12 protein-coding genes, 1 tRNA gene and 1 pseudogene are annotated in these 15373 nt (G+C 59.6%); 6 read left to right on the forward strand and 8 right to left on the reverse strand.

The features are described from left to right. Nucleotides 1-48 precede the first annotated feature (48 nt). Nucleotides 49-378 (forward strand): hypothetical protein, encoded by a 330-nt coding sequence (locus QX041_RS23155; protein WP_315718649.1) that lies wholly within the window; start codon nt 49-51, stop codon nt 376-378. Nucleotides 379-436: 58 nt separating this feature from the next. Next, nucleotides 437-784 carry a cytochrome c gene (locus QX041_RS23160; protein WP_315718648.1) on the forward strand — a complete coding sequence of 116 codons (348 nt, stop codon included), beginning with the start codon at nt 437-439 and terminating at the stop codon, nt 782-784. A 193-nt stretch (nt 785-977) separates the two neighbouring features. Here QX041_RS23160 and QX041_RS23165 read toward each other — a convergent pair whose 3' ends face one another. The 3 genes from QX041_RS23165 to groL all read right to left on the reverse strand — a co-directional run bounded on the left by QX041_RS23165 (nt 978) and on the right by groL (nt 4142). Further along, nucleotides 978-1478, reverse strand: a complete 501-nt coding sequence (locus QX041_RS23165; protein WP_316166604.1) for a DUF2267 domain-containing protein — start codon at nt 1476-1478, stop codon at nt 978-980. Nucleotides 1479-1508: 30 nt separating this feature from the next. Beyond that, nucleotides 1509-2363, reverse strand: a complete 855-nt coding sequence (locus QX041_RS23170; protein WP_315718646.1) for a universal stress protein — start codon at nt 2361-2363, stop codon at nt 1509-1511. Nucleotides 2364-2519: 156 nt separating this feature from the next. Then, on the reverse strand, nt 2520-4142 hold the full coding sequence (gene groL / locus QX041_RS23175; RefSeq protein WP_315718645.1) for a chaperonin GroEL: 1623 nt from the start codon (nt 4140-4142) through the stop codon (nt 2520-2522). A 230-nt stretch (nt 4143-4372) separates the two neighbouring features. On the opposite strand from groL, the gene QX041_RS23180 reads away from it, so the two are divergent. Both QX041_RS23180 and QX041_RS23185 read left to right on the forward strand, forming a co-directional pair. Beyond that, nucleotides 4373-5608: a hypothetical protein gene (locus QX041_RS23180; protein ID WP_316166606.1), complete on the forward strand. Its 1236-nt coding sequence runs from the start codon at nt 4373-4375 to the stop codon at nt 5606-5608. A gap of 224 nt (nt 5609-5832) precedes the next feature. Beyond that, the gene (locus tag QX041_RS23185; RefSeq protein ID WP_315718643.1) at nt 5833-6921 is read left to right on the forward strand and encodes a hypothetical protein; all 1089 of its coding nucleotides are present in this window, start codon (nt 5833-5835) and stop codon (nt 6919-6921) included. A gap of 392 nt (nt 6922-7313) precedes the next feature. Here QX041_RS23185 and QX041_RS23190 read toward each other — a convergent pair whose 3' ends face one another. The 3 genes and pseudogenes from QX041_RS23190 to QX041_RS23200 form a co-directional block, all read right to left on the reverse strand. Beyond that, nucleotides 7314-7637 (reverse strand): hypothetical protein, encoded by a 324-nt coding sequence (locus QX041_RS23190; RefSeq protein WP_315718470.1) that lies wholly within the window; start codon nt 7635-7637, stop codon nt 7314-7316. Between the two features lie 220 nt (nt 7638-7857). Continuing rightward, nucleotides 7858-8625, reverse strand: a pseudogene (locus QX041_RS23195) (S1 family serine peptidase); the annotation flags it as partial. A gap of 18 nt (nt 8626-8643) precedes the next feature. Further along, nucleotides 8644-12165, reverse strand: coding sequence for a caspase family protein (locus QX041_RS23200; protein ID WP_316166609.1), 3522 nt, complete (start codon nt 12163-12165; stop codon nt 8644-8646). 526 nt (nt 12166-12691) lie between these two features. Here QX041_RS23200 and QX041_RS23205 point away from each other — a divergent pair. Next, entirely contained in the window at nt 12692-13447 is a 756-nt protein-coding gene (locus QX041_RS23205) for a hypothetical protein (RefSeq protein ID WP_315718473.1), read from the forward strand. 473 nt (nt 13448-13920) lie between these two features. After that, on the forward strand, nt 13921-14070 hold the full coding sequence (locus tag QX041_RS23210) for a hypothetical protein (RefSeq protein WP_315718474.1): 150 nt from the start codon (nt 13921-13923) through the stop codon (nt 14068-14070). Nucleotides 14071-14091: 21 nt separating this feature from the next. On the opposite strand, the gene QX041_RS23215 is transcribed toward QX041_RS23210, so the two are convergent. Together QX041_RS23215 and QX041_RS23220 are read right to left on the reverse strand one after the other, a co-directional pair. Continuing rightward, a tRNA-Ile gene (locus QX041_RS23215) sits at nt 14092-14167 on the reverse strand. Between the two features lie 175 nt (nt 14168-14342). Beyond that, nucleotides 14343-15314: a tripartite tricarboxylate transporter substrate binding protein gene (locus QX041_RS23220; RefSeq protein ID WP_315717974.1), complete on the reverse strand. Its 972-nt coding sequence runs from the start codon at nt 15312-15314 to the stop codon at nt 14343-14345. Nucleotides 15315-15373 lie beyond the last annotated feature (59 nt).

Below are 15373 nucleotides of genomic sequence, written 5' to 3' on the forward strand. Positions count from 1 at the left end.
GCGCACGCGAAGTTGCGCTCATCTTAGATGACAGCACAGGAGGGTGAAATGAGCTTCGGGAAGAAGATTGGCACGGTTGCGACCGCGGCCGTCCTGACCCTCGCGCTGCTTGCACCCACGGGTGCCGACGCTCGCAACGGGCGCATTGCCGCGGGAATCGTCGGCGGCCTGGCTGCCGGCGCGCTGTTCGGCGCGGCCCTCGGCGGCGGCTATTGGGGGCCGTATCCCTATTACGGCTATCCGGGGCCAGCCTATTACTACCCACCGGCACCGTATTGGGGGCCAGGTCCGTTCTGGGGACCGTACGGATACGGCGACTGCTATGTCCGAGCTGTCCGGCACAGGCGGCATGTGCATTACGTGCGGGTCTGCTATTAAATCCGCTTGCACTCGAGCAACGGGCGGGGCTGTTATATTGCCGCGGAGAGCCAGACGCATGTCGGGGCGTTTCAAGTTTCGGGCTCTGGGCCTCTTCGTCGGACTGCTCTCGTGTTGGCCGACAAACGTGGATGCCGCGAACCTCAGCAAGGCCGCGCAACGAGGCAGGACCATCCTGCAGGAAAGATGCGGGCGCTGTCATGCGATCAAATCGGTTGGCGAAAGCCCGCTCGAGAATGCTCCGCCGATGCGCGATATCTACGCCCGGTTCAATCGGCGCGAGTTGCAGGCGGAGCTGTCGGAAGGCATGGTGTCGAAGCACAGGGACATGCCGCAAATCGAATTTTCCGACGAGGACGTCTACGCGATCATGAGCTACCTCTACATTCTTGCAGTCAGGAAATGAATGCTCGCTGCTCAGGAAAGCGCTGATCCCTGCACATCGAAGCTCACTTGGGAAGCTCACTTGGCCGGCTGCGCGGTCCATTCGACGGTCTGACGGCATCGCCGCTGGTCTGGCGACACGCGATTGGGCCGGTACGAAGGCGTCCCGTCGCTGAGTGCGCGGCGGACGTGCCGGGCGGGGCCAGATGACCGGATTACGATTTCAATTCGCGGATCTGCACCGGCAGATGGTGCATCAGTTTCTCAAATTCACCGGGATCGAGCTTCTCCCACGCGATCTCGAACACCCCGCGAATGACGGTCAGCGGCGCGATGGGAAACTGCTGGGGCAGCTCCATGGCGACGTGATCCGCGAAGTCGCTGGCATGTCGCTCCTTGGTCGGCGTTCCCGCCGCGTGCCAGTTCTCGTAGTAGATCCCGCGCAGGAGGATCGGCAGCTGGGCGCCAAGCTTGATCGCCACCTCCGGAATTACGCGATCGCGCAACGCATGCAGAACAGCCCGGAGCGCGTTGTAGGCCTGTTGACGACTACCGAACTCCAGCTTCTCCTCGATCGCCTTGAGCCAGAGATTGGTCTCCTGAATGGTGTGATCCAGCGCGGTGACGCCTGTTACGCTCATGATGCGTTCTCCTAGATTGGCCACAATAGCGGCATCCAGGATCGACGGCGTCACCGCAATCACGTCCGTTGTCATGATCCGGCGAGCACGGATGCCGGCCTCGATTCAATGCGACAGCAGGGTCGGGATCGTCATCGTCCTCAGCATTTCATGGGTGACGCCGCCGAAAATGCCTTCCCGCAGGCGGGAATGCCCATATGCCCCCATCACCAGCATGTCGAGACTTTCGTCGGCGGCCAGGGACAGGATGGACGGCTGAATTTCGGAATGCTCTGCCGTCAGCTCGAGCAGCGTTGTCGTAAGTCCGGCGCGAGCCATGTGTTCAGTCAATTTCCGCGCTGAGGCCTCGGTGGGAGCAACCTGCGCCTCATTGATCGAAATCGTGACCAGCGCTTCTGCTTGAGAAAGAAACGGTCTTGCGTCCTTGAAAGCGCGGGCGGCAAGGCGGCTTCCATCCCAGCAGATGCCGATACGGTTGGCTCTGAAGGTGCCGCGGAAGATATGCGGCACGAACAGGACGGGTCCGCCCGCCTGGAGCAGGATCTCCGTCGCAGTCCTAGTGTCGTAGCTGTCCTGTGTTGCGTCCGTCTGCAGGACCACCGTCAGTCCATAGAGCCTGGCCGCAGCGCCGAGCGCGGACGCGGCTTCACCGGGCAGGTCCTCGACCGAGCGGCTTGCGTGAGAGATGTTCGCATTCCGGGCTTCCGTCTCGAAAATGGCGAGTGCAGCCGCGCTGCGTTGGGCGGCGCGTTGCCGCTCCATTTCGAAGATCTCTGAAGCGGCGACTGCTGCGCCCGCGCCTCCATCGACCACATACGCGCTACTGGGCGGGATGTATCCGACTGCAATCGCATCGAGATGGGCGTCGAACCGGGCAGCCAACGAGACGGCGGCATCAACGACAGGCTGCGGTGGCTGCTCGGTCGGAATATGCACGAGAATGTCGTTGATATTGATCACGACGACCTCCCTCCGGGACCCAATCCATACTCTCCGTCGGATGAAGCGGCATGTTGACTTGAATCAACAGTCAATGGCCGGCCGTCACTAACCGGTCCGCCGCAAAGTTGTGCTCCGCTCGGGGGAGGGGGCACGGCCCCGTTTCGTGGTCTAGCGTCACACCGGAATTTCGGGTTCCGCTAACCGTTCGCGCTTTGGCTCCGCGATTTCGGTCATCGTCGCCTCGGTGAGCAGGAGGATGCCGGCAACCGACACCGCGTTCTCGAGGGCTGTCCGAACGACCTTCGCGGGATCGACAATGCCGGCCTCGACGAGATCGACATATTGCTTGCGCGCGGCGTCAAACCCGAAACTGCCGACGCCACTCAGCATGCGCGCCACGACCACGCCGCCATCCGTTGCCGAGTTCTCCGCGATCTGGCGAGCGGGGGCCTCAAGCGCGCGCTTCAAGATCTGTACACCGGTCTTTTCGTCGCCTTCGCAGAGTGCTTCCTCCTTGCCGACGGCTTCGATGCATCGAAGCAAGGCAAGCCCGCCGCCCGGCACGATACCTTCTGCAACGGCCGCCTTCGTCGAACTGATGGCGTCGTCAAGCGCCTCTTTTCGTGATTTCATCTCAGCTTCAGTCGGCGCTCCGACACGGATAACGGCAACCCCGCCCGACAGCTTGGCGAGCCGCTCCTCAAGCTTCTCCTTGTCGTACTCGCTGGTCGTTTTCTCGATCTCGCGGCGGAGTTGTTGCAGCCGCGCATCGATCTGGCTGCGTTCGCCCTTGCTGCCGATCAGCGTGGTGTTTTCCTTGTCGGCAACCACACGGGCGACATGTCCCAACTGCTGCAAAGTGGTGTTTTCGAGCTTCGAACCGAGATCGTCGGAGATGACCTGGGCGCCAGTGAGGATTGCAATATCCTGCAACATCGCCTTGCGTCGCTCACCAAAACCGGGCGCCTTGACGGCGCAGCCTTTGAGCACGCCGCGAAGCTGATTGACGATGAGCGTGGCCAACGCCTCGCCTTCAATGTCTTCGGCGATGATCAGGAGCGGTTGTGCCGACTTTGCGATCTGTTCGAGCAGCGGAATGAGGTCGCGCAGGGCGCTGATCTTGTGGTCGCACAACAGGATGAATGGCTCTTCAAGAACCGCTTCCATGCGATCGGCATCGGTCACGAAGTAGGGCGACAGGAAGCCGCGGTCGAATTTCATCCCTTCCACCACGTCGAGCGACGTTTCGGTGGTCTTGGACTCCTCCACCGAGATCACTCCATCGCTGCCGACTTTCTCGAGCGCATCGGCGACCAGCGCGCCAATCGATGGATCATTGTGAGCCGAGATGGTGGCGACCTGAGCTCTTTCCGCCTTTGTCTTGACGGGGCGCGCCATGGCATGGAGGGCCGCTATCGTCGCGTGGGCAGCGCGGTCGAGGCCCCGTTTCAGATCGATGGCACTGGCGCCGGCGACCACGTTCCTGACGCCGTCGGCAAGAATCGCATGTGCCAGGATCGTCGAGGTGCTTGTTCCGTCGCCAACGAGATCGCCGGTCTTCTCCGCGGCCTGACGCAGCACCTGCGCTCCGAGATTCTCCTCCGGATCCTTGAGGTCAAATTCCTTGGCGATCGTGACGCCGTCGTTGCATACGATCGGGGTGCCCCAGCTCTTCTGGATCAACACTGATTTTGATTTGGGGCCGAGCGTCACGCGCACGGCGTCCGCAAGCAGCGAGGCTCCGCGCAGGATCTTTTCACGGGCCGCGGAATGAAACAGCACCTGCTTGTGAGGCATCAATCGCTCCTCAGAAGGACGGCTTTCATCGAATCAAGATAGAAGTGACGCCGTTTTGAACGCTTGATCCTGATCAAGCCTAGGCCTGGGAGCAACTCGCCGGTCGGATGCCGAGTGGCCTTGCATTGCCCCCCGAGCAAGCCTACGCTGTTGCAAGCTTTAGTAGAAAACAGGTTTGCTGCAGTAACGCGCCGCGCAGCTTGCGCTGCGAAATTCATTGGGAGCGGGACGTGCGCTCTATTCCAATTCCTCGGCTCAATGGGGCTTTTTGGACCATCGTCCTTCAACTGGTGGCCTGCTTGCTTCCCGGCCTCACCTGGGCCGATGCTCCCGGCAAGCCGGCGTTGACGGTTATTCTCGCGCGCAATGAAATCCTCGCCGGCCAGACGATGGGCTTCAGCATATGGATCGAGAATGCGACCGAAGCCAGGATCATGGACGCGGGTCTTAGCTTGTTTGGTCCTCCTTCTTTGAAGATCGGAAGCCTCGGGCCAGACGGCACATGCGACGTAAAAGACACCATCGGTCTCGGCACCGTTGAGCCCGGTTCGACCTTGGTGCGCAGCAGAATGTGCCTCAAGGCCGATTCCAGCATCGCAGAGCGGGACGAGAACCTGGCGTTCAGTGTCAGTTATTCGCTCCAGAACGTGAAGGACAACAAAACGATCGCCGGCGCATCTGTTGCGGAAAAGAAGATGAGCATCGGTCTTTTCGGGACTGAGAGCGTGGGCGGTGTTTCGCTCCGCCTCGCGTCGTACGTCATTCCCGGCACGTTCTTCTTGATGATTTTGCGGCTATTCGCCCCCAAGGAGTCAAGAGTTGAACTGGGCGCGACCGAGTCCGTTACACTCAGCATCTTTATCTCGACTCTTTTGTTCCTTGGGACGGCGTACCTCATTCCTTCCTTGCAGCTGCATTTTGCGGGGATCGGATCGACTGTGAGCGCGATCGCGTTTCTCGCGCTGTGTGGCGCTGCAATTGTGCTTGGCGGAATCTTGGCTGCCGTCTTGCAAGGTATTTCGATGATCGGCGCCCGGGAGCGCAACGCGCGCATTGTCCAGGAAACCGACAGGGTCGGCCCGATCATTCAGAAAGCCGTGCGTGCGGCCGGGGGCAAGCTCGATCCGGTTATGATGATCGCGGATGGCAAGCAATATTTCGGCTCGCTTGTCGTGCCTGCAAGCAATGGCGGCAGGATTTTGCTCGGCTGGTTTCAGCTCAAGGCGCCTGATGCGAAGTGCCGATCGGAAATGAAAGAATGGTTCGATAAAGACGAGTTCATCAAACCCATTGATGCAGCAGCCCGATGGGGGGTCGAACCGACCATGTTCGACCCGATCAAGGAATCAAGAGCCGGCAATCTTGAGCCGACCGAATTTCTCTGGATGTACTTTGACGAAAAGGCAGCGCGGTTGCCGGCCGGGCGCGAGGATCTTGCACAAATGAAACCGCTCACCTTAACCTGAAGAGCCGGCCGGGACCGGCCTTGCGGCCGGTCCCAGGAGATCGCTGCCGCCTTGCTCGCCTGGTCGGTAAGCACTGGCGACATATTTGGGCAGTCGCCCAGCTGTACAGCTCGTTGAGAATAGCGCGCAAAGCGCGAGAAGACAATGGTTTGCGGATGACCGGCGAAGCGAGATGCCGGGGATGCTGCGCTTGTGAGGAAATCGATCTTGTGAGGAAATCGATAATGGCGCGCGCTGTCTATTGTGTTTTTGACGTTCACCTCTGGTCGCAGCCGTTCGTTGCGGCCGATTTTGATCCACGGGTTCACTTCCTTTGGTCCTCTCGTGATTATCGCGAGATGCGCAGCCAGGGGGCCAAGATCGAGCTCGCGAACCTTGTCCTTCTTCCACTGAATGATGAATTCGACCTGCGCCGGAATCACTTCTGGCCGCGCTATCAGGCGGTCGCTAGCAATATCCCGGGGACCATAACCTCGTTTGGAGATGCCTGCGATCTCGTGTGGCCTCTACGCTGCAGGCCCAAGAATCTCGACTTAACGCTGAACGAGGCCGTGTGGCACACGACGGGGAAAGTGCGGTCAACCATCTGGCTGTGGCCGTTCGGCTGGTCTTCCACGCTCGAGATCGACCTGCCTGCAGACGATGAATTTGACGGCCTGCTGGATATTGGAATCGCGTTGCGTGAGAAAGACCCGGCGCCTTTGCTCTTGAAGGGGAAGGCGGTCGGGGTATCAGGCGCGCTCGCTCATCTCTCCCAACTCGTCAGGCAGGATCTGTGCACGCCGGCCGCACAGGGAAAGGCGATGGAAACGACCCGCCTTCCGCGCTACGTAGTCTGCGCGCTTGAACTGTCGAAAGGATTTCAGATCCGTGAGAACATTCCTGTAGCGGATCAGATGCTGCTGATCGGGGCCGTGCGTGGACAGGAGCTCGACCTTGCCAAGTTTCTCAGCAATCGTCCGCTATTTACTCGGCTCGGCTACGGCAATTTTGCCGTTACAGATTTCGATGCGGGGACCGCAATCGTGCAGCGGCATTGGCAGGACCGGCCGGGCACAAAGCTCGAAAGCAATCATTGCTTCTACGTCAATACACGGAACTTTTTCTCGATTTTTCTGACACTTCACCGAATGATCGCCTACATCACCGTGAAATCAAAGGACGATGCAAGGGCGGTGGCGGCCGCATCGGTGCTTGCGTCGTTACCTATCGAGTACCAGAACAAGCTCTGCTCGGATTTCGCAGCCAACTACGCGCCGCTGCACGGTGTTCCTGTTGCCGGAAATAAGAGTCCTGCTGGGCCAGCTTCTTGAGGCAACCGTATGCAGTATCGATCCGCTGATCGTTCAGTGGATCGCAGGTTGAAGTGCAGGGACATACGAAGCGGTCTTGCGCGAGGTGCGCCTCTGCTGGAATTCGCCAACAGCGCTCCCGGATGCATCGGAACAGGCGTATCGGCAGCAAGCCGGAGCGACCTGATGAGCAGGTATGGCCACAAATAGTGCGGTGGGTCGGCCGGTTGGTCGATCACCCGCGCATTGTCTTTCGGACAGCGCTCGACGATTGAGCCCTTGACCCCGATAACCCCGTGCACGAGCGCACCATCGATCGCCTGCACTGAGAAGAGGTATGTTCCGGACTTGCCCGGAGCAAGCTTTTGCTCGAATTTCCACTCACCCCGCGGCTCCCGCCACGATGCCAGCAGCTATCCATCTGGATCAAACAGCTCGATCGCTATCGTTCCTTGCTCAGTCGCAAGCCAAAGCGAGATTACGTGCTCAGCGTACGGCGCCACCGACAACTCGAACTTTTTCGGTCCGTCCGATGTAACGACATATGGAACGAGGAACTTCTGCTGCCCAAGATCGGCGCTGACCCGATTGGTCTCCTGAGCGAGCCGCATCTCGCCGGCCGTCGAAGCCCGCGAGGCGTCCGGCTCGGAAATACTCTCTTCCGCAGCCGCACTAAAGCCAGAGCCGTACGCGAGGAAGAGTCCAACGATCGCAAGGAATCCACGAAGCTTAGACATCGCGACCTCATTCCGCAAAACCGGACACCGGAACGATTGCGCTGAAGAAACAGCCCGGCCTATTCTCGACAGGTTACCTGACTTGCTGCGACGGATGTCCACCGTGGCAGCTCAAGACCGCAATTACCAATATCGAACCCGTTTCCTCCGGGCTCTTAGGATCCGAAATGCAGTTCGCAGACGACCTAGATCAGTCTCTATCAGAGGAAATAACACGGTCAATCCAGTCCCGGTAGGCGCTTACTCGGGTATAGACGCCATATTTATGCTGCAGGGCGCAGCCCTCGCCGAAAGAGACCACGCCAACCAAGATTGCCCTGCCATTCAGACGCCAGACAAGGGGCCCACCGCTGTCTCCACCGCAGGAGTCCTTTCCACCTTTCGCATAGCCCGCGCACATCATGCTGGGCTTGATGGCGCCGTTATATGAGTTCTCGGCGTTGCATGTGGCATTGTCAACGTAGGGCACCGTCGTCATGCAAAGTGTGTCGGATGGCGTCCCTGTCTCAGTGATACCCCAGCCTGTAACTTGAAGGATCTGGCCGACGGAGAGTTTCTGGTCATTTTCGATGAGATCGATCTGCTTCCCTTTCGGCGTGCTTCTTAGTTTTACCAGCGCAAGATCGTTCTCTTGAGTTTTGGCATTATAATCTTCATGTCGAACAACGCGCGCAATCTCAGTCCACTCGCCGTCGAGGACAATATTGGTCACGCCTGTTTTGGCGCGGCCATCGCGAGGCTTGTCGGGTGTGGGAAAGCAATGCGCCGCTGTCAATACCCACTTCCCGTAGATGATTGAGCCCCCGCACAGGTAAGTCTTGCCGTCGGGGTATTTCACATTAAAGGCAACTTGCCAGTTATGGTCTTCGATGCGGCTTGGCTCACAACTGATGATGCGTTTTTCGAACGGGTGGATCTCCTCTTGCGCCGCAGCCTGGGGGTTGACGACGAGAAGGCCTATCGAAGCTAACGCGAATCGCATGGGCATGGCCGGTCTCCTTGCCACTCAATTCAGCCGTTGCACATCCTTGGCGGGGACATAGCCCTTCGCAACTCCGTGCCTGGCGATCTTGGTCCAGCTACCCAGAAACTCGATGACTTGAACTTCCGTGCAGCCGACCCCGCTCTCATTCAGGATCTCAACTGGACTTTCCTCTTCCGGAGACGCCTTGGAGCGCACCTCGATCTGGCTACAGATGACGTATTTGCCGGGCTCGACGTCGACCGGTTCGAAAGGCGGCGGTGGAAAGCCAGAGGGAGGAAGGCCAACCGGAAAGTATCCACCGATCTTATTGTAAACTTGTTGCTCTCTGTTCAGGAGCTGGCTGAGGCGCTTCACCTCGGGCTCGACCAGACGATCGATCGCCTTCACGTCAAGCAACTCGTTTCCCGGTTGCGGCTTGGCCAAGGCTTCCAACACTGCATAAGTGAGTACTCCATGACCAAGCGCATGTCCCTCCAGAGCGGCGTCCCTAGATGCAGTGAATACGCTCTCACCAATGGCGTGCTGCAGGCGAGTGGCTAGCGATTCCTGTACAATTCGCTCAGCATCCATCGCGCGCACGGTGCCGATAGCTCCCCAGCTCTTACAGGTATCGACGATGACCAGCTTCTTGGAGACTTGGACTTCCGCTATCCAGCGAGCCCAGGTCTCGATCCCGATGCCATCGGTCTCGACCGTATGCTCGCCGCCAAGTTCGGCGTCGCTTGGATAGTAGAAGTAACGCGGGACGACAATATCACCCTGTCGAGATTCGACCGATTCGCCGTGACCCGCGAGCAGTACGATCAAGGCGTCCTGGCGCCGCACCCGCTTAGCGAGATCCGCAAAGGCCAGTGAGATATTGTCTTTGATAGCACGCTCTTGCGTCAGATCGATAATCTCGACGGGCTTCTCATATCCGCCCGCTTCGGCCACGTTCTTAAATGCTTCAGCGAGCGCGCGCACGTCGTTAACAGGAAAGTCGAGATGCTTCAGTTGGTGTGCTTTGTAGTCATTAACGCCGATCTCGACGATGAACATGCGCGAGCGCGGTTCGGTCTCCTTGCTCTGCACGCCGAAGCGATTAATCTTGATCGGGTAAGGTTCGGTCGCAAGCAGATCTGCTCCATTGTAAGCCGTAACTGTAACGATGTTGTCCTTGCTAGGATCAACCTTGATTCCTTGAGAAACCGCAATTGGCCCCCTTGCATCCTTTGCATCTCGCAGCTCAGAAGGCTCGGTCTCGCCAACGGGCGTTCCGTTCAGGCGCCAGATTAGCCGTCGGCCGATACCTTTGCCAATTGTATGAGAGAGTTGCACCGTTACTTGGATGGTTTCGCCAGCTGCATCGGTGCGCAATTCCAAATGCTCGATTTTCGGCACGGGTCCGGAATCCAGAATCTTCTCCAGGTCGAGTCGAGCCTCCGCACTTTGATAGCGGCCCGTCACATCGCCTGTTAGTCGTTCCTGCACAAGTTCCGGAGCGTAGAGCTGGTCATAGAACTGCATCACCGAGTAAGTCTTGAGACCCCGAACGACCGCGAGCAATTTGTCAGCCCCATGGTCTGATGCCGCAAAGAAGCCAGCCGGTGTAATGACAAGCCATTCCCCGGTATCGTCTGCCAGCATTGCAACGAGCTCTGACCGTTTTCCGGGCTCCTTGCTCGTGATCGTCGGCTCCAAATCCCAGAGTCGGACTGTACCGTCCCAGCTCCCTGAGAGCGCCTGCCTGCCATCAAAGGAGAATGATATAGAGGTGACCATAGCCTTGTGGCCGTTGAGGCTTCTGAGTTCACGTCCACTAGCCACGTCCCACAGCTTCACTGTACCGTCCGCGCTTCCCGAAAGCGCCATCTTGGAATCGCGAGAGAGGGCAACCGCGATGATCGATTCGACATGGCCGGAGAAAGTCCTGAGCTCACGCCCCGAAGCGACGTCCCAAAGTTTCAACGTCTTATTGAGACTCCCCGAAAGCGCCTGCCTGCCGTTAGTGGAGAAGGTCGCAGATGAGATCACCTCATGAGAGCCGGCAAAGGTCCTGAGAATGCGCCCGCTGCTGAGGTCGAGGAGCTTTAATGTACGTTCGCCCAAGAGGGAGTCGCCTAATAGCGCCAGCTTACCGTCGGGAGAGAAGGCCACCGCCGTGACGGTGACTGGAACGACGAGGCTCTTAAGCTCGCGGCCGCTCGCCACTTCCCAAAGTTGAATAGTCCCCCAGAAGCACCAGGATAGCGCCAGCTTACCATCCTCAGAGAAGGCCAAGGACCAAACAAGCGGACCCCCTGTACGGCGATCAAAGGTCTTAAGCTCGCGCCCAGTCGCCACGTCCCAGAGTTTCAGCGTCCTGTCCGTGCTTCCCGAGAGCGCGAACTTGCCATCCGGCGAAAACGCAACGGACTCAATCGAGCCCGTGTGACCAGTGAACCTTCGCAGCTCCCGTCCTGAGACCACATCCCAAAGCTTCAGGGTGTTGCCGTTGCTGCCAGAGAGTGCCAACTTGCGATCTGGCGAGAAAGCCACCGAGTGAACCTGGTCCGAATAGCCGGCCAAGCTCCTAAGCTCGCGCCCCGACGCGAGATCCCAAAGTTGCAGCACGCCGTCCGAGTTCCCCGACAACGCCAGATGGCCATCCGAGGAGAAGGCTATGGCAGAGGTGAAACCATGACCCGAGAAGCCTTTGACCTCATGCCCGGTCGCCACGTCCCACACTCTCAGGGTCTTGTCGCTCGCCAGCGCCATGCTGTCCGAAAGCGCCAGCGTGCCATCAGGGGAAAGGGAAACCGAGTAAAACTCGTCCGCTTGCCTGGCAAAGCTCTTCAGCACGTGCCCCTTACCTACGTCCAACAGCTTCAGTGAGCCTCCTGTGCAAAGCCCATCCCGGTCTAGCGCATCGCAGCCGCCCCACAGCGCGAGCTTGCCGTCTCGCGAGAAGGCGACCGAATTCGTACTCCAATTAATATGACCGAAGAACCGTCTCAGCACCTGCCCGCTTGCCACGTCAATCAGTTCTAGAGAACTTCTCAGGCACGTCCCGCGGACCAGCGCGTCGCAGCCGCCCCACAACGCCAGCCTGCCGTCGCTTGAGAAAGTTGCAGAATTGAGTAGGGTCGCGTGGCTGCGAAAGCTCTTGATCTCGCGCCCGGTTGCCACGTCCCAGAGCTTCAACGTCTTGTCAGCGCTTGCTGACATAGCCAGACTACCGTTGGACGAGAAGGCTACGGCAATGACGGCGTTCGTATGGCCATCAAACCTCCTGATCTCGCGTCCCGTTGCCAGGTCCCAGAGCTTCAATGTCTTCCATCCAGCCGACAACGCCAGCGCCCCATCGGGAGAGAAGGCGACGGCGGTCACGCTTTCCGCCTGACCGTTAAAGCTCCCTATTTCGCGCCCCGTCGCCAGCTCCCACAGTTTCATGTCGTCGCCTGCGGAAAGCGCCAGCGTGTCATTGGGGGAGAATGCGACCAGGGAGATTGATTTCGTATGGCGGAGTTGCGTTACGACCCTTACGGGCGGACTTTCCGAAGCGGACGTTTCGATGGCTCCCATCCATAAGAGCGGAGCCATTCCAAACGCAACTAGCGAAACGAACGTCCGCGCGTGCATTTCCTCGTCTCCAAACAGTTGCCATTTAGTCAGGAGCGCTTCAGTTCCGCCGTCATGCTATTTGCGAACCTATTCAGCGCTTGTTCGCTGCGGATGGAAGCAAACTGCGGCAGGCTCGCGATACTTCTACTCCTCCAGAAAAAGTGCCGGGGATGTCATCACACGGGGACGAAGGCGCGTTGATGCAGATCAACATATGGTTGAAATCGGCTTCGGGAACGCGGAGGAAGTCTGTCGTCAAAAACAGCATCTCGGCAAGCAGCAGCGCCGCCGATCGAAGACGATGCCTGTGTCATTTCTATCACTGATTGCATTTATCCATTCGCAGGATAAAACTCCCGGTTGCCAGAGGTGCTTCCATTGATACGTTCTCGCAGTTGTCTCCGACGCGGTGCTTGCTGTGCGATCGATATTTGGTCCCCTTGCGGTCTGTCTGTTGGTGGGTGGTTGCGGGTCGGTCCTGCCCGTGATGGATTTTCGTCATCCCGAAGGCAACCGTTTTGACACGTTCGTTGAGAGCGTCGCCCAACACGTCCGGTGTGAACTGAGGCGCGCCATAAGGGCGAACGTCTATCGCGATCCGAAACGGCTCGCCGTGCTGCGAGGCTGGGCCGCCAAGATCGCGCTGAACCTGAAGGCGGTCGACGAGGGCTCTGTCAATCCATCCATAGCGGGCTCCAACGTGCCCATGAGCTTCGTTTTCACGGCGACCGGCCAATACAAGGGGGACGCGACGCGGGAGATGACGATGACGTATTTCCTTCTGTTTAGTGAGTTGCTCGACGAGGCTGATCCGGCTGCGCTGGATGCCAATCATATGCCCGTGCCTTGCCGGACGGCGAACGATGGGCTGGCTCCAATTGGAGGCGACCTGGGCATAGAGCAAACATTGCAGTCCTCCCTAAGATCCTGGGATTCGATGTATGTCCTGTCCGATCAGGTTCAGGGGGGGCCATTCGACACGATCAGCCACCACGTTCAGTTCGTCGTCGTCGCGGGTGGAACTGCAACACCTACATGGAAGCTCGTCAGGGTAGCGATAGATCCGTCGGGGACATTGCTGAACATAAATCGCACCACGACGGACGATTTGCTGATCACCATGGGGCCGACACAACTCGGGTCAAGGAGAGTCGCCAAGGCTGAGCGCCTGCCTTCAACGGAGCTCGACCAATCGTTTTTCACCGAGAGGCTCCGAAGTGCAATCCGGCCGCCAGGTCAATAGCGGGGCATCTCGATGAAGCTATCTCCCTCAGACGTCGCGCTCATGTTGTTCGTCGCGGCAATCGGAAACGGATTTGCACAAGCTGCGCCGAAAAGTCTTCACCCCGGCCACAGCTGTGTCAGCCATGCTCAGATCCCGATGAGCCGAGCGGTCGCGGCGGCGAATGGCTGGACGTGTATAAATTGTAATGGCGAGCTGCTGCCCAAGTCTCTTGCAACGCCCGACAAGAAATGGGGCCCTCCCTACGTGGTCGACAGGATATGTAAGGTCTACGTCAGTCCGCAATCAAACACCTGGTATGGGGACGGATCAACCTGCGCCTTTTCTTACGTCAAGGGCGCTGATCCCTGCTGATCATGAGGGGCTTCGCGCGTGCATAAGCCACGTCGCCGCCGTCTGGCGCAGCGTGTGCGGCGAGATATTCCCCGCCTGCAGCGGCGCGCTATCCGTGGCAGGTCTCAGGCCTTCTCGGAATGTCGGTCAAGGTGCTGCTCGACACCTTCGGCCATCATCATCCCGGACTGCATGCGCGAGGCCGCGGCCGCGATTACCTCGAGGGATCGCAAGCAGAACGTATCGGTGGTCGAAACGGTGGTTCACCTCGAAAAACACTTGGCGCGTGAGCCGTAAACTCTTGAGCTCATTGGTGGGCCCGGCAGGACTCGAACCTGCAACCAGACCGTTATGAGCGGTCGGCTCTAACCATTGAGCTACAGGCCCCGCGACGCTGAGGTCTTGCCGGCGGCGGGCAGGAGCGGGCCTGTCCGGCGCGGCGTCGGAACCCCAACGACGGCTCGGGCTCCGTTTACAGCCTGGCCAGCCATCCGGCAATGCCGCTGCCCGATTGTTTTGGCGCGCTTCCGTCGACGCCGGTCTGTCCCGGCGCGCCGCGACGCTAGTCCACCGAAACCCCGGCGAATTCCACCACCTTGCGCCACTTCTCGGTCTCGTCGACGACCAGCTTGCCGAACTCTGCCGGTGTCATCGCGCGCGGGATGCCGCCGGTCTCGGTGAGACGCGCCACCAGCTTGGGGTCCTTCAGCGCCTCGCCGACCGCCTTGTTGAGGATCTCGACGATGTCGGGCGGCGTGCCCTTGGGCGCCGAAATGCCGTAGAAGCCGACCGATTCGTAGCCCGGCACGGTCTCGGCGATCGCGGGCACGTCCGGCACCGTCGGCCAGCGCTGCGGCGAGGTGACGCCGAGCGCGCGGACGCTGCCGCCGCGCGACTGTTCCAGCGCCGTCGGGAGGTTGTCGAAAATCAACTGCACCTTGTTGGAGATGATGTCGGGAAAGGCCAGCGCCGAGCCGCGATAGGGCACGTGCAGCATGTCGCATTTGGTCATCGCCTTGAACAGCTCGGCCGCCATGTGCACCGAGGTGCCGTTGCCGGAGGACGCGAAGGCGATCTTGCCCGGGTTGCCCTTGCAGTAGTCGATGAACTCCTTGACGGTCTTGGCCGGTACGTCGTTGCTCACCACCAGCATGTTGGTGAGCTGCATGATGCTGGCGACCGGCACGGTGTCACGGATGAAGTCATAGGGCAGCTTCTTGTAGAGCGAGGTGCTGATCGCGTTGTTGGGCGCGACGAACAGCAGCGTATAGCCGTCGGGCGGCGAGTTGATCGCGGCGGCGGCCGCGATATTGCCGCCCGAGCCGGTGCGGTTCTCGACCACGACCTGCTGGCCCAGGTGGTCGGACAGCCACTGCGCCATGATGCGGGCGACGATGTCGACGGGCCCGCCGGGGGCGAAGCCGATCAGCCAGCGGATGGGACGGTCCGGATAGGCGGCGAGCGCCGGTCCCGGTTTGGCGGCGAGTCCCGCCGCGACGATCAACCCGAACAGCAGCGCGCGCGCCAGCTTCATGCTCGTCTTCCCCCATTGATTGTTGTCGTTCAGCTCGCATGCGGCGGCCCGGTCGCCCC

The sequence above is a fragment of the Bradyrhizobium sp. SZCCHNRI2009 genome (assembly GCF_032485115.1).
Taxonomy (GTDB): domain Bacteria; phylum Pseudomonadota; class Alphaproteobacteria; order Rhizobiales; family Xanthobacteraceae; genus Bradyrhizobium.

What these genes read in the sequence shown, in the direction of transcription:
- groL (WP_315718645.1), bottom strand. Translation starts at nt 4,142, where the DNA reads ATGCCTCACAAGCAGGTGCTGTTTCATTCCGCGGCCCGTGAAAAGATC.
- QX041_RS23165 (WP_316166604.1), bottom strand. Translation starts at nt 1,478, where the DNA reads ATGACAACGGACGTGATTGCGGTGACGCCGTCGATCCTGGATGCCGCT.
- QX041_RS23200 (WP_316166609.1), bottom strand. Translation starts at nt 12,165, where the DNA reads ATGGGAGCCATCGAAACGTCCGCTTCGGAAAGTCCGCCCGTAAGGGTC.
- QX041_RS23190 (WP_315718470.1), bottom strand. Translation starts at nt 7,637, where the DNA reads ATGTCTAAGCTTCGTGGATTCCTTGCGATCGTTGGACTCTTCCTCGCG.
- QX041_RS23155 (WP_315718649.1), top strand. Translation starts at nt 49, where the DNA reads ATGAGCTTCGGGAAGAAGATTGGCACGGTTGCGACCGCGGCCGTCCTG.
- QX041_RS23220 (WP_315717974.1), bottom strand. Translation starts at nt 15,314, where the DNA reads ATGAAGCTGGCGCGCGCGCTGCTGTTCGGGTTGATCGTCGCGGCGGGA.
- QX041_RS23185 (WP_315718643.1), top strand. Translation starts at nt 5,833, where the DNA reads ATGGCGCGCGCTGTCTATTGTGTTTTTGACGTTCACCTCTGGTCGCAG.
- QX041_RS23210 (WP_315718474.1), top strand. Translation starts at nt 13,921, where the DNA reads ATGTCGGTCAAGGTGCTGCTCGACACCTTCGGCCATCATCATCCCGGA.
- QX041_RS23205 (WP_315718473.1), top strand. Translation starts at nt 12,692, where the DNA reads ATGGATTTTCGTCATCCCGAAGGCAACCGTTTTGACACGTTCGTTGAG.
- QX041_RS23160 (WP_315718648.1), top strand. Translation starts at nt 437, where the DNA reads ATGTCGGGGCGTTTCAAGTTTCGGGCTCTGGGCCTCTTCGTCGGACTG.